The following is a 12,661-nucleotide window of genomic DNA, read 5'->3' as shown; positions in this document are numbered from 1 at the left end:
CACACAGAAGCGCAGCGACACCGCCCAAGTACCCTCCTCTTTCTATGGCTAAGCCCCCCACTATCCGCATCTTCGGCACCGGCGCACATGCGCCCAGCCGCGTGCTTACCAACGCCGAACTCTCCGCCAAAATCGAAACCAGCGATGAGTGGATAGTTACCCGCAGCGGCATTCGCGAGCGACGCGTCGCAGGCCCCGAGGAAGGCACCTCCGACATGGCCGCAGCCGCGGCGCGCGCGGCACTCGCCGACGCGGGAGTCGCCCCCAGCGAGATTGATCTGCTTATCCTCGCGACCATCACCCCCGACCTCAGCATGCCCGCCTCCGCGTGCAGCGTGCAGCACAAGCTCGGGCTCTCGCCCACCACCGCGTGCTTTGACATCAGCGCGGCCTGCTCGGGCTTTGTCTACGGGCTCGATACGGCGGCCGCCATGCTCCAGTCCGGCCGCTATAAACGCGCACTGCTCATCGGCTCCGAAAAACTCTCCACCATCATTGATTGGAGCGACCGCACGACCTGCGTGCTCTTTGGCGACGGCGCCGCCGCCTTCGTCCTTGGTGCGAGCGACGAACCCGACGACACCGCCGGACTGATCGACATCAAACTCGGTGCCTACGGCGACAGCCTCGACCTCCTCTACATCCCCAAAGGCGGCAGCACCCACCCGCCCACCGCCGAGTCAATCGCCGCAGGAGATCACTTCATCAAGATGAAGGGCAAAGAGCTCTTTAAGCTCGCCGTCCGCGCAATGGCCGAAAGTGCCCGCGACATTTTGGCGAAAAACGGCCTCACGCCTGACGACATTTCCTTAATCATCCCGCACCAGGCCAATCTCCGCATCATCGAAGCCGTCGCCAAACTCCTCCAAATCCCGCTCGAGCGCTTCTTCGTAAACGTCGACCGCTACGGAAACACCTCCGCCGCCTCCATCCCTATCGCCATCGACGAGGCGCGACGCAGCGGGCGCATCCGCTCCGGCGACGTTACGCTGCTCGTCGCTTTTGGGGCGGGCTTGACCTACGGTTCGGCCCTGCTTCGGTGGTAGTCCTGTTTCCGGCGCCCTTCGGCAAAGTCCCTAGTGCGCCCGAATCCCGAGTCCGCCGCTCCGCTCCCTGTGCACGATCGGCCTCCCACCTTCCCACTTTTCCCTCTACGTCTGTTTTCCCAATCATGGCCTTCCTAAAAAATCGCGCCGTCGCACTCCGTGGCCTGCTCTCCACCGCCGCCCTGATCGCTCTCTCGCTCCTCGCGCCCGCCGCCCGCGCTGTCGACGTAACTTGGGATCCTGCTAGCGGCTGGAGCAGTGAGAGCGGTACGCCCGTGGGCCTCTCATCACTCGACGACCGCAAAAGCGCACTCGCGCTCATGAACCGCGCCCGCGCCGCCGAGGAACGCGGCAACAACGGTGCCGCCGTCAAACGCTACCGCAGAGTCGTCAAACGCTACCCGACCTCCATTTACACCCCCGAAGCCCTCTACCGCAGTGCCGACCTTTACCTCAAGCGGCACCAATACAACAAGGCCTTCGACGCCTACTCGCAGCTCATCGCCCGCTACCCCAACACCGACCGCTTTAACGAAATCGTCGGTCGCCAATACCAGATCGCCAGCTCGATGCTTGAAGGCGCGCGCAACCGCTGGTGGGGCCTCATCCCCGGCTTCAAAGACCGCACCAAAGGCGTCCAACAATTTGAAGTTGTCGTTTGGGAAGCCCCCTACAGCGACTACGCGCCGCTCTCCATGATGGCCATCGGTCGCGGCCACCAACACCTCGGTAACGAGCTAGAGGCCATCGACGCCTACGACCGGATGATTAACAATTATCCCGACAGCCCGCTCGGCCCCGATGCCTACCTCCGGCTCGCCGAAGCCCACGCCAGCCTCGTCGACGGCCCCGAGTACGACCAAGCCTCTACTCAAGAAGCCGCCACCTACTTTGAGGACTTCCTAATCCTCTTCCCCGGCGACCCGGGCGTAGCCCGCGCCGAAGAAGGCTTGGACGAAATGCGCACCGTCCTTGCCGAAAGCAAAGTCAAGATGGGCGATTTCTATTTCAAGAAACGCGACAACTACACCGCTGCCCGCGTATTCTATAACGAAGCCATTACGACTTACCCCGACTCCGAAATCGCCGAGCGCGCCCGCGCCCAACTGGTCAAAGTCGAAGCCGCCGCCGCCAAACACCAACCCGCTGACGACGCCGCACCCGCTCGGGCGAAACGGAAAAAACGCTTCCTGTTTTTCTAAAAAAACGCGCCCTCACGCGCCCGCCGCGTCACAAGTCACACGCGCCGCTCCCCATCCCTCGTTTTCCTAAACCCATGCCGCGCTCCTCTTCGTCCCGCCTTTTTCCGCTCACTCTATTAAGCGCGGTTTTTGCATTCGGCGGGCTCTTTCTCACTGGCTGCGGCTACCAACTCGGGACTCCGCAAAGCGCCCCACTCGCCTTCTCCACGCTCTACGTCGCGCCTGTAAAAATGCGCGCCCTCATCCCGCAAGCCGATGCCGTCCTGACCGGCGCAGTGCGAGAACGCTTCTCACGCGATGGCCGCGTCACGCTCGCGGCCACGCCCACCGCCGCTGGTGCAGTGCTGGAGATCACCATTCGCAACTACCGCCGCGACACCGCCACTGCCGACCCGGACGATACCGGCCTCGCGCGAAAATTCACCGTCGTCCTGATCGCCGAAATGACGCTGCGCGAAGGCGCAGAGCCCGGCACGGGCAAGCCCTATTTCAGCGCACGCCCGATTGAGATTCGCCGAGATATCTTTGCCGACGGCGGTCAGCAGCAAGCCGAGTATCAGATCCTGCCGCTCCTTGCCCAAGACCTCGCCGACAAAGCCATCCACGCTGTTCTCGACACTTGGTGACGAAGCGGAAACCGTCCACGGCTGCACTCGCAAAACCCGCGAACGCCACGATGGACATGCCCGCTCTACTTTCTCCTCACGGCACCGGGGCGAAACCGCCCCCACTGCCCTCAATTCTCGCGCCCTCGCTCCTCGCGGGCGACCACGCCGGGCTCGCCGCAAGTGCGGCTCAAGTCGCCGCAGTCGGCCTACACTGGCTGCACCTCGACATCATGGACGGCCACTTCGTCCCCAACTTGAGCTTCGGCCCCGAAACTCTCGCCGCGCTCCGCCGCGCCGAAAAAGAAAACGCGCGCTCCCACACCTCGCCAACGAGCGAGCTGCAAGTGAATGAGTCGAAGACTTTCTTCGACACGCACCTGATGCTCTCCGAGCCGCAGCGTTACCTAAAAGCCTTCGCCGCAGCCGGAGCCGATCTGATTTCCATTCACATCGAGCCCGACTACGACCACGCCAGCGCACTGGCCGAAATCCGCTCCCTCGGCTGCCAATGTGGCATCGTCCTCAACCCCGACACGCCCGCCGAAGCTGTCCGCCACCTGCTGGCCGACGTTGACCTCGTCCTCGTGATGACTGTGCAACCCGGGTTTGGCGGCCAATCCTTTCGCCCCGCGATGCTCGAAAAGCTAAAAACCCTCGACGGCTGGCGACGCGAAAACGGCTGGCAGTGGCGGCTCGAAGTCGATGGAGGGATTGGGCTGAGCGAGGCTAGCGCCTGCCGCGCCGCTGGGGCCGACACCTTTGTGGCCGGCACCGCCTTCTTCAAAGCGCCCGACCTCGCCGCCTTCGCCCGAAGCGTCGAGAGCCTGTGAGCGTTTGGAAAACGCCCGCAGGGAGCTGGCAGGGTGTGCGCGTTTAGAAAGCCAATTCAGCTTGCCCGTCGGGAGAGTTCCCTGCTCCGGCGGGCCCTATTTGTTCGACTTTTTCTAACTCTGCCGAGTCGAGGAAGGCGGCATAGCGGTCTTGCCAGTCGCTGAGTTTGTCGAGGTAAAACTTCGCGTCGTAGGGATCCGTTTGCGGGTCGAACTCGGCCAGTGCACGGGCGCGCGCCCAAGTGCTCGTTTGCCCTTTTTGCTTGGGGCTAATGTAGTAACTAACGCGCTCGCCCATCCGTGGGCGCGGGGCCATGCGCAACGAGACTTCGGCCGAAGCGCGGCGAGGTTTCCCGCCTTCGGCGATGAACTTTTCGTAAGCTTCGGGATTTTGCCGGAGCGTTTCTCCTTTCGCCAGCTCGGTTACAGGAAGCGTGCCCGCAGCGATTTTCGCACGATACTCGGCAAGTAAGTCCTCGGTGCGGCGCGTCTCCGCGCCCAGTAGGTAACGAATGAGATGGTCGGAGAGTTTCTTAAGAAAAGGCTCAATCCCGCGCGAACGCAGCGCACTGCCGCGCAGGGTGACTTTTTGGCCATCGTAGAGCGCGTAGTTCTTGGCCTTGTAGCAAAACATGGCGGCGTAGCGGCCGTCGTACTCGAGCTCGATTCCTGCCGGGAGCCCTCCCGCGACTTTGGCAAGTAAGGTTTCGGGTTGGGCAAAGTCGGCTTCGCTGGGCGCAACGAGGTAAATGCCATCCGTATCGGCTTCGAGCAAGGTGCAGCCCAGTGACTCGAAACTATCCAGCAGGTGCTGGAGGAGTTCACGGCCTTGGCGCGTAACTTCAGCCGCGAGGGCACCATCGCCAAAACGCGCGCCGCCAAAACCGAGGTAGCCGTAAAAAGAATTGATGAGGATTTTGAAGGCACTCTGCCGCGCAGTGTATTCGGCGCGGAGCGCTTCCGTCTCCGCAGTGCGGGCGAGGGCTTTATATTTTAGGCGATACTCGCGGAGGCGAGTGAGCAGCGGGATGAAGACGCCGAGTGTGTCGCGGTGCGGTGCCCGCCCGAGATTGAGGAGCAGGCTCGGGTAGAGGGAGGCGACGTCGAAATGGAGGACGTTTTTAAATACGCCCTCGCGGAAGCTGCGTGTGTAGCCGCCCTCGAATTGCTCGACCTCGCTGGGCAGCGAGCAGCTTTGCCGGGCGTGGTAATACTCTTCGAGAAAGAGGAGATCGACCTTGGTCGAGTTACCGCGCAGTGCGGCATCTTGGAGCGTAATCGGGAAGACGCGTGCTTGCTCGAAGTAGGTAGGTAACAACACGTTCGCCAAGCCTTCGGTTTCGCGCAGATCATCCGCGAGGTAAGCGCAAAAGCGGTCGCGATCTTCGCGGTAGCAGGCGGCGATTTTGCTGCCTTCGATATACGTGCGCTCGGCGCCACCCTCCGAAGTAATGCCGAAATAAACTGCGGCTGCCTTTAACCCGTAAGAACTGAGTTCGCGCGTTGTGATGTCGTAGAGTTGGACGAGCAAGTAGGTGTCGATGATAGCGCGGCCAGGCAGGTCGCAGCGCGGGAAATCGACCCAGCGCTCGGCGACTTTTAGGCGGCTAGAGCGAAACCGTGCCTCTTGGCCAAAGCGGCCCCATGCACAGGGCACTTTGTGCCGTTGGCTGCGCAGTTTCAGGAAGTCTAGGTCGAACTTAAAGAGGTTGTGCCCTTCGATGATGTCAGGATCGAGCACGGCGAGCACCGCGTTAAACTCTTCCAAAAGCGCTTTTTCCGCCGCGTCGTTTTCCTCGGCGAGGATCAGGAGCCGGGTTTCGCCACCACAGCGTAGGCCAATCGCCAATACGCGATCCTTGGGCTTGCGCGCATCGCTAAACGAGCCGTCCGCCGAGCTAGTTTCGATGTCGAGTTGGCAGCGGCGGACTTCGCTAAAGCGCATCTCGGAAAACAGTCGCTCGCGGTTTTGGAGGAGGAATTGGTTCTCCCAAGGTTTTAGGACATCGAGACTGCTCGCGAAGCCGCCCGACGCCTCGCGCACGGTTTTGAGGAAGTCTTGGAAAGTGGCGAGAGTACCCGCGCCCCCGTGCGCGAGAAATTGAAAGACGCCCCCGCCTTTTAGCGCCTCAATCTCGACTTCAGAAGGACACTCCTTAAGCGGCGCAGACTGCAGCCACGCAAAAGGGAGGAAGTCCTCAACTGCTGTTATCCGAGCCCCACCCTCGCCTACGCGGGCTGTATGCGCCCTTCCCTGTTCGTCTATCCAAAGTCCGCAGAGTGGGCCTTTACTCATGGTGGGGAGGATTGCGCGGGATTTTGGTTTAGCGGGCTCAGAACGGTTTTAGGTAAACCATCACGAGAGCGATCGCGGCAAACACGAGCGTAAGTCTGAGCCAGAGTTTCGCTTTTTCGCGCCGCCGGTAGGCCACGCCGCCAAAGGCCGAAAGCCCCAGCCAGCAGACTAGCTTCACCACGGCCCACATACCGGCCATTCCGTAAAGCCCTTGCCAAAGCCGAAAGCCGGTGAGCAAGACGACCAAGCTCGCGATACCGCTCCACATCAGCACCCGTTTGCGCGTCTCGGCAGGCCCAGCACAGGCGAAAAACGTTGTTCCGATGAGGACGAATACGGCGAAAACGTGGAGGATGTGCAGGCTATGGAGTTCGGCAGCGCTCATTCAGTGGAAAAATAATGTAACGGGATAGTGGTTAGGCGAAAGAAGTGACACCCCGCCGGTGCCGTGTGCCCAAAGGCTCTCGTCCTTTTAAGTTTAGGTGGGCACCTCCCCCGCAGCGTTTGCTTTCCGGTTTACGGCCTAGCAGCTTCCGCGGCGGTCTTGGCTCCCGTTGGTTCTTAAGGCAAAGAGCTGTTTAATGAAAGCACCTCGCACACCACAGGGTGTCGATCTCGGAGGCTAGGAGGCGCCCTCACTGCGTCAAGGTTGGCGGCGCTTTATTCTCCGCGTCTGCCGGCTTCGGTGAACTCGTCGCCTGCCTACCCGTGCCACTCTTTTTCAACTCACTCCCACAAAATGGGCATGCCGTCCCCTCCTACTCGCCGATCGGATTCAGGTGACTCAAAATCAACTCCTGTAGCGTCGCCAAAAACAGATACGCCACGAATGCGCGGCGAAGGGGCTCGGTGAGGTTGGCGACTTCAATCTCGCCGGATTCTAGCTCGTCCTCGCTGAGCCCGTGAAGCTGCCGTCGGTGCAGTTGGAGTCGCACGGCTGCGCAAGCGCGCAGCACAGGCTCTGCATTCTGCTCATCCAGATACACGAGCCCTTCTTCAAAAAACTTTTCGCCAAATAGCCCGAGGAGTTGGTGGATGTCGCTCTTCTGCGAGCCGACCAAATCCGCGCGCCAAACCTCGCGCAAATCATCAGGCAAGCTCGCTAAGTGCACTGCCGACGAAGGCTCCTCGCACAGCAGCTCTGCCGCTTCGGTCACGACCTCAAGCAGCGGAACGACGACCTCCAGGCTCAAGCGCACTTCAATCACTCGCATAGCCATCGTCGCCCTCCTCGCTCTCGAGCACTGCCGTGAGTTGCCATTGTTGCAGCGTGTAAGCGTAAGCCTCCGCCTGCTCGCGCGGGCCGCTCCACAGCACCGAGCGGCCCTGTTCGTGGACTTCGAGCATGTGTTTACGCGCGGCCGTTTCGTCGAAGCCGAACACCTTGCGAAACACCATCACGACATAGGACATGAGGTTGACTGGGTCGTTTAGGACGACGACCAGCCAGCGGCGTGCAGGCGCCCTCTCCGTGAGCGTATCGCTCTCGGGATGAGTCACGGGGGAAGTCTCCACGATGACAGTCATCACATACAACTTGGCTTCAGTCTGCTGCCACTGCGGCTGCCGCCGAAACCTCGGCAGCGATTACCGCTTCGGCCTCAGCAAGCGGGATTTTGCGCGCTTCGGTCGAGCCCTGATTCGCGACGGCGCTGCGCCACTTCAACTCCACAACGCCTTCCTTCAAGCCGCGCCCGCCAACCGTCAGCCGCAGCGGAATCCCAATTAAGTCCGCATCTTTAAACTTCACGCCTGGTCGCTCGTCGCGGTCGTCTACGAGCACATCGGCTCCGGCACGCTCGGCGGCCTCGGCCAGCGTTTTAGCCACTGCCGCCGCCGCCTCGTCCTTCGGGTCAAGCAAGGTGACAAGCACTTGGAACGGCGCGACTGCCCAAGGCCAGCGAATGCCGTCGCCGTCGTGGTCTTGCTCGATGAGCGCCTGCATCACTCGACCGATGCCGATGCCGTAAGAGCCCATGACCATCGGGTGTGTCTGCTTTTCGGCATCGGTGTAAACGGCACCAAATCGTTCCGAGTATTTTGTCCCGAGGACGAATATGTGGCCGACCTCAATCCCGCGGCGGCTCTTGAGCGGCTGTCCGGATCGCGGACACGGCTCGCCCTCGTGCACGCGGCGGAAGTCGCCAAAGCGCGTCACTGCGAGGTCGCGCCCGACATTCACATTGCGCAAGTGGTAGCCGTCTTCATTCGCCCCCGTCGTGCCGTTGCCAATTAAGCGAATGGCGTGGTCGGCAAAGATCCCCGCCAGCGCATCCGGTTTCTGGATACGGCCCTTAACTGCGCCGAGGCTCCCAGGTTTCGCGCCCATGATCGGCTCGATCTCCTCCGGCGTGGCGGGCCGCACCAGCGTGAAGCCGAGCGCGCCGAGTTTGGCCTCTTCCAACTCATCGCAGCCGCGCAGAATAACGACGAAGGGCTGCCCGTCGCCGACATAGACGAGCGTCTTAAATTGCGCCGAAGCAGGCACGCCGTAGGGCGCAGCCTCTAGCGCGGCGATCGTCGTAGCTCCCGGCGTCGCGAACTTCTCGACTTCGCCTACTGGCGCAGCGTCCGCCAAATCGGCGGGCACCAGCGCACTCGTCGCCTTCTCGCGATTGGCCGCGTAGCCGCTCGCCTCGCAGTAAATGATGTCATCGTCGCCGATTTCCGCCGGAGCCATGAACTCGTGCGAAAAGCTCCCGCCCATCACCCCCGTATCGGCCTCGACCGCAATCGCGTGCATCCCGATGCGCTTAAAAAACGCCTCATACCCACGCTTCATCGCCTCGTAGCTTTGAGCCGCGCCTGCCTCGTCCGCGTCGAAGGAGTAAGCGTCCATCATCACAAACTCGCGGCCACGCATCAGGCCATAGCGTGGCCGTATTTCGTTCCGAAACTTGGTGGCGATTTGATAAAAATTTTTCGGCAAATCGCGGTAGCTCGTAATCTCGTTTTTGACGAGCGGGGTGATGATCTCCTCGTGCGTCGGCCCGAGGACGAGTTCCGGCTCACGCGGCAATTTCGCAGCGGCCCCCTCACCCGCGCTATCGACACGAAACATGATTTCGCGGCCCGCCGCCCAGCGCGGCCCAGCCTCCCAACTCTCTGCGGGATGCAAGTGCGGCATCCACAACTCGATCGCCCCTGCCCGATCCATCTCCTCGCGGCAAATCTCAGTGAGCTTACGCATCACGCGCTGTCCGAGCGGCATATACGTGTAAAGCCCGGCACCGAGCTTGCGCACGAGCCCCGCGCGGACGAGCAGCTTGTGCGACGCGATTTCGGCATCCGCCGGGCTTTCCTTGAGAGTGGGAATGAAAAACTGGGACCAAAACTTCATGGGGAAGCCGCGCAGGCAAGCGGCCCGCCCTAGCGCAAGCAAATGTATTTGCCGGCGGAAGACCGCATCCCGTTACTCGCCGCTTTTATGAAGACGCCCCCCAACAACACGCCGCCTGCCGCTCCCGAGCCTTGGCCCATGAAGTGGATCGTCCTCGCACTCCTGCCCTGCCTCGCCGCCTACACCTTTGTGACGCTCCAATACCGCAAACCCGGCCACGCCTTTGAACCCTACAACGACTTGAAAGCACGCGCCCAAATCCACCAACTCCTCGAAGCCGGTTTTCAACGCATCCCGCTCGAAATCCGCGATGCAACAGATTCGCGCCCGCTCAACAAGGAGCCCGACTTCCCCGACTACGCGGAAAACCCCGCCAACAAACGCACGCTCTACGCGCTAATCACGCGAACCGCAGAAGGCGGACTCCCCGAAAATTTGGCCGCCGCACTGATTGAGCCGCCGCACTTAATCAGAGAGACGAGCACTTCGCTCGGCCCCGCCGACCTCCACGAAGGCGGCGATTTCGTCCTTAAAGCCCGCTTTTACGCGAGCGCCGAACCAGTGGCCGCGCAACTCTACGTGCACGGAAACCAGATCTTCCTGGTCGTCGAACTCGCCGGACCCGATGCCCCTGAAGACGACTTCGACGCCGAACACGTCGAATACCGGAAGTGGCTGATCGCCCCCAAGGTGCCGCTCAAGCCCGGCCGCTACACGGGGCTACTCATCGGTGCAGAGGAGTCGATGCTCTGGGGCCTGAAGGTCTACGAAGCTGAGCCGCGCTAACTTTGCATTTTGCCGAAGCCGCCCACTCCCGTTTCCCTTCACGCAGCTCCGCAGCCTCCTCCCCCAACCCACAGACGCCCTTCGCCATGTCCGCCACGCCCGCACTCGCGACCGCCAAGGCTGCCGCACTGGCCGCCACGATTAAGCCCACCGACCTGCGCGGCATTCTCCAATACGTCCCGCGCTTCCAAGGCCAGATCTTCGTCATCGCCTTCGACGGCTCCATCGTCGCCGACGATAACTTCGGCAACCTCCTCGTCGATGTCGCCGTGCTGCGCAGCCTCGGCATCAAAGTCGTGATCGCCCACGGCATCGGCCAGCAGCTGCGCGAACTCGCCCAACTGCGCAGCGTCCCCCTCTCCGACGTCGAAGGCACCGGCATCACCGACGCCCCGACTCTCGACCTCGCCATCCGCGCCAGCGCACGCGTCTCGCACCTCATCCTCGAAGGCTTGGCGCAAAACAATCTCAAAGGCGCGAGCACCAACGCCGTGCGCGCGCTCCCTGTCGGCATCATTCGCGGCATCGACCAGCAGTTCACCGCCAAGGTCGATCGCGTGGACAAGGACTTCCTGCACTCGCTGATAAACAGCCAAGTCATCCCCGTGGTCTCGCCGCTCGCCTTCGGCCCCGATGGTCGCTCGCTGCGCGTCAACTCCGACCTACTCGCCGCCGAGCTCGCCAAAGCCCTCCACGCGACAAAGATCATCTACCTCACCCCACACCCCGGCCTCGAAATCGGCGGCACCGTGCAACCTCAAATCGCCATCGAAGCCCTGCGTGCCCAGCTCGACCGCGCGCCCGATCAACTCGCCGAGCAGTGCCGCTCAAAGGCCCGCCACGCGGTCTACGCCATCGATAACGGCACCCCGCGCGTGCACATCGTCGACGGGCGACTCCTCGATGGCCTGTTAAACGAAATCTTCTCCGGCGAAGGCGTAGGCACCCTCATCTACGGCAACGACTACCAACAAATCCGCAAAGCCAACCGCCGCGACGTCCGCTTCATCTACAGCCTCACGCGCAGCGCGGTGAAGCGCGAAGAGCTCGTCCAGCGCACCCAGCAGGCGATTGATAAGACGATCGACCAATTCTACGTCTTCGAAATCGACGAGAACATCATCGCCTGCGTGACCCTCATCCTCTACCCGCCCGACACAGCCGGCGCGCCCAAACTCGCCGAACTCGGCGCACTCTACGTCCTGCCATTTTACCAAAATCGCGGCATTGGCCGCAAACTGGTCGAGTACGCCTGCCTCATGGCAAAGAAACAAGGGGCCTCGAAAATCCTCGCGCTCTCGACCCAGAGCTACGGCTTTTTCACCAACAACCTCGGCTTTAGCGAAGTGGACAAGTCTATCCTGCCCGAGGCCCGCCTCCGCCAACACGAAGAAAGCGGCCGCAACGCAAAAGTCCTAGCGCGCACGCTGTAAGCGCACCGGCGGCGCACGCCGCATCTGCGGAAACACAGCCCCTCAATAGGCAGAGATTCCGGTCGGGCGAGTGGCGAAAACCACAGGGCGCGTAAGGCGTAAGGCAAAACCCTTACGCGCTCTTGTGGGCGCGGAGCCGGTCGAGGAACACCGCCACGATAATCACCACACCGATCATGATTTCCTGAAAATAGGTCGGCCAGCCCATCTGCTGTGAGCCGTTGCGCAGCACTGACATAATCAGCGCGCCAATCATCGTCCCAAGGATGCTGCCCGCGCCGCCGCTCAAACTCGCACCGCCGATGATGACTGCCGCGATGATGTCGAGCTCGACACCGATTGCCACGGTGGGGTCGCCTTGACGCAGCCGCGCCAATTGCATCAGCCCAGCCAGCCCGAAGAAGCCACCCGCAATCGTGTAAATCAGCGCCTTGGTCACGACAGTGTTCACACCGCAAAGCCGTGCCGTGGCTTCGTTTGAACCAATGGCAAAAATCTGCCGGCCAAAGACGGTGCGGCGCATAAAAATCGCCGTCGCGATCGCCAGTGCGACCGCCACCCACGCTCCCGGCGGCATGCTCAGGTCGTAGGGATCCGCCGTAGTCATCCAGCCGTTAATTGCCGGATTGGTGTAGTTTACCGTCTCGTTACTCGCCATCCATTTACCCGCACCGCGCGCGATTCCCATCATGCCGAGCGTGATGATGAAGGGTGTCATGCGCAGCCCCGCGATTGCCGATCCATTGAGCAGCCCGAGGAAGGCACCACTGGCAACGACGGTGGGCACGACCGCCCAAGCCGACCAACCGTGTTTTAGCCCCAAGGCGCCGATGACGCTCGTAAACGCAATCACTGAGCCCGCGCTGAGGTCGATACCGCCGCTGACGATAATCATCGTCATCCCGAGCGCGGCGAGTGCCACAATGACGGTCTGGGTGAGGATGATTTTAAAGTTGGAAACGGAAAGGAAGTACTCGCGCACTTCGCCCGGGATGGAGAACAGGGCGATGACGAGGAGCAGTCCAAGAAAGGGGCCAAATTTGCTTAAAATTTTGTTCACGGCTAAAGCAGGGTTTTAGGGAAATAGGTGTATCGTGGAAAATGGGATGCAGCGTGCGCC

12 protein-coding genes and 1 other RNA gene are annotated in these 12,661 nt (G+C 61.6%); 6 read left to right on the top strand and 7 right to left on the bottom strand.

Annotated features, from left to right (window positions below; all coding sequences use genetic code 11):
* The first annotated feature begins 44 nt into the window (after positions 1 to 44).
* The 4 genes from AXK12_RS01325 (at position 45) to rpe (ending at position 3,686) form a co-directional block, all read left to right on the top strand.
* Positions 45 to 1,046 carry a beta-ketoacyl-ACP synthase III gene (locus tag AXK12_RS01325; protein WP_068710974.1) on the top strand — a complete coding sequence of 334 codons (1,002 nt, stop codon included), beginning with the start codon at positions 45 to 47 and terminating at the stop codon, positions 1,044 to 1,046.
* 125 nt (positions 1,047 to 1,171) lie between these two features.
* Complete coding sequence (bamD, locus tag AXK12_RS01320; protein ID WP_068710973.1) at positions 1,172 to 2,248, top strand: outer membrane protein assembly factor BamD; 1,077 nt, start codon at positions 1,172 to 1,174, stop codon at positions 2,246 to 2,248.
* A gap of 74 nt (positions 2,249 to 2,322) precedes the next feature.
* Positions 2,323 to 2,874: an LPS assembly lipoprotein LptE gene (gene lptE / locus AXK12_RS01315; RefSeq protein WP_068710972.1), complete on the top strand. Its 552-nt coding sequence runs from the start codon at positions 2,323 to 2,325 to the stop codon at positions 2,872 to 2,874.
* 56 nt (positions 2,875 to 2,930) lie between these two features.
* Positions 2,931 to 3,686 carry a ribulose-phosphate 3-epimerase gene (gene rpe / locus AXK12_RS01310; RefSeq protein WP_082782556.1) on the top strand — a complete coding sequence of 252 codons (756 nt, stop codon included), beginning with the start codon at positions 2,931 to 2,933 and terminating at the stop codon, positions 3,684 to 3,686.
* A 43-nt stretch (positions 3,687 to 3,729) separates the two neighbouring features.
* Here the strand turns inward: rpe and AXK12_RS01305 are convergent, their stop codons facing one another.
* The 6 genes from AXK12_RS01305 to AXK12_RS01280 form a co-directional block, all read right to left on the bottom strand.
* Positions 3,730 to 5,982 carry a DNA polymerase domain-containing protein gene (locus AXK12_RS01305; protein WP_068710971.1) on the bottom strand — a complete coding sequence of 751 codons (2,253 nt, stop codon included), beginning with the start codon at positions 5,980 to 5,982 and terminating at the stop codon, positions 3,730 to 3,732.
* 37 nt (positions 5,983 to 6,019) lie between these two features.
* Positions 6,020 to 6,367 (bottom strand): hypothetical protein, encoded by a 348-nt coding sequence (locus AXK12_RS01300; RefSeq protein ID WP_068710970.1) that lies wholly within the window; start codon positions 6,365 to 6,367, stop codon positions 6,020 to 6,022.
* Between the two features lie 45 nt (positions 6,368 to 6,412).
* A non-coding RNA gene (gene ssrS / locus AXK12_RS01295) (6S RNA) lies at positions 6,413 to 6,593 on the bottom strand.
* A 147-nt stretch (positions 6,594 to 6,740) separates the two neighbouring features.
* Positions 6,741 to 7,196 carry a DUF2017 family protein gene (locus AXK12_RS01290; protein WP_068710969.1) on the bottom strand — a complete coding sequence of 152 codons (456 nt, stop codon included), beginning with the start codon at positions 7,194 to 7,196 and terminating at the stop codon, positions 6,741 to 6,743.
* Positions 7,183 to 7,509 (bottom strand): ATP-dependent Clp protease adaptor ClpS, encoded by a 327-nt coding sequence (locus tag AXK12_RS01285; protein WP_068711000.1) that lies wholly within the window; start codon positions 7,507 to 7,509, stop codon positions 7,183 to 7,185. The genes AXK12_RS01290 and AXK12_RS01285 overlap by 14 nt, the downstream gene beginning before the upstream one ends.
* A 16-nt stretch (positions 7,510 to 7,525) precedes the next feature.
* Positions 7,526 to 9,322 carry a proline--tRNA ligase gene (locus tag AXK12_RS01280; protein WP_068710999.1) on the bottom strand — a complete coding sequence of 599 codons (1,797 nt, stop codon included), beginning with the start codon at positions 9,320 to 9,322 and terminating at the stop codon, positions 7,526 to 7,528.
* An 87-nt stretch (positions 9,323 to 9,409) separates the two neighbouring features.
* Here AXK12_RS01280 and AXK12_RS01275 point away from each other — a divergent pair, with 87 nt between their 5' ends.
* Both AXK12_RS01275 and argA read left to right on the top strand, forming a co-directional pair.
* The gene (locus AXK12_RS01275; RefSeq protein ID WP_156468763.1) at positions 9,410 to 10,108 is read left to right on the top strand and encodes a hypothetical protein; all 699 of its coding nucleotides are present in this window, start codon (positions 9,410 to 9,412) and stop codon (positions 10,106 to 10,108) included.
* A gap of 86 nt (positions 10,109 to 10,194) precedes the next feature.
* Positions 10,195 to 11,541: an amino-acid N-acetyltransferase gene (gene argA, locus AXK12_RS01270; RefSeq protein WP_068710967.1), complete on the top strand. Its 1,347-nt coding sequence runs from the start codon at positions 10,195 to 10,197 to the stop codon at positions 11,539 to 11,541.
* Positions 11,542 to 11,653: 112 nt separating this feature from the next.
* Here argA and AXK12_RS01265 read toward each other — a convergent pair whose 3' ends face one another.
* Positions 11,654 to 12,601, bottom strand: a complete 948-nt coding sequence (locus AXK12_RS01265; RefSeq protein ID WP_068710966.1) for an ABC transporter permease — start codon at positions 12,599 to 12,601, stop codon at positions 11,654 to 11,656.
* Positions 12,602 to 12,661: the final 60 nt, after the last annotated feature.

The sequence above is a fragment of the Cephaloticoccus capnophilus genome (assembly GCF_001580045.1).
Taxonomy (GTDB): domain Bacteria; phylum Verrucomicrobiota; class Verrucomicrobiia; order Opitutales; family Opitutaceae; genus Cephaloticoccus; species Cephaloticoccus capnophilus.
Note: the sequence above shows the minus strand (reverse complement) of the source record. Positions and strands in the feature narration are given on the sequence as shown.

Coding starts and splice junctions, on each gene's coding strand:
- AXK12_RS01280 (WP_068710999.1), bottom strand. CDS start 9,322: ATGAAGTTTTGGTCCCAGTTTTTCATTCCCACTCTCAAGGAAAGCCCG.
- lptE (WP_068710972.1), top strand. CDS start 2,323: ATGCCGCGCTCCTCTTCGTCCCGCCTTTTTCCGCTCACTCTATTAAGC.
- argA (WP_068710967.1), top strand. CDS start 10,195: ATGTCCGCCACGCCCGCACTCGCGACCGCCAAGGCTGCCGCACTGGCC.
- AXK12_RS01285 (WP_068711000.1), bottom strand. CDS start 7,509: ATGACTGTCATCGTGGAGACTTCCCCCGTGACTCATCCCGAGAGCGAT.
- AXK12_RS01325 (WP_068710974.1), top strand. CDS start 45: ATGGCTAAGCCCCCCACTATCCGCATCTTCGGCACCGGCGCACATGCG.
- AXK12_RS01275 (WP_156468763.1), top strand. CDS start 9,410: ATGAAGACGCCCCCCAACAACACGCCGCCTGCCGCTCCCGAGCCTTGG.
- AXK12_RS01300 (WP_068710970.1), bottom strand. CDS start 6,367: ATGAGCGCTGCCGAACTCCATAGCCTGCACATCCTCCACGTTTTCGCC.
- AXK12_RS01305 (WP_068710971.1), bottom strand. CDS start 5,982: ATGAGTAAAGGCCCACTCTGCGGACTTTGGATAGACGAACAGGGAAGG.
- AXK12_RS01290 (WP_068710969.1), bottom strand. CDS start 7,196: ATGCGAGTGATTGAAGTGCGCTTGAGCCTGGAGGTCGTCGTTCCGCTG.
- bamD (WP_068710973.1), top strand. CDS start 1,172: ATGGCCTTCCTAAAAAATCGCGCCGTCGCACTCCGTGGCCTGCTCTCC.
- rpe (WP_082782556.1), top strand. CDS start 2,931: ATGCCCGCTCTACTTTCTCCTCACGGCACCGGGGCGAAACCGCCCCCA.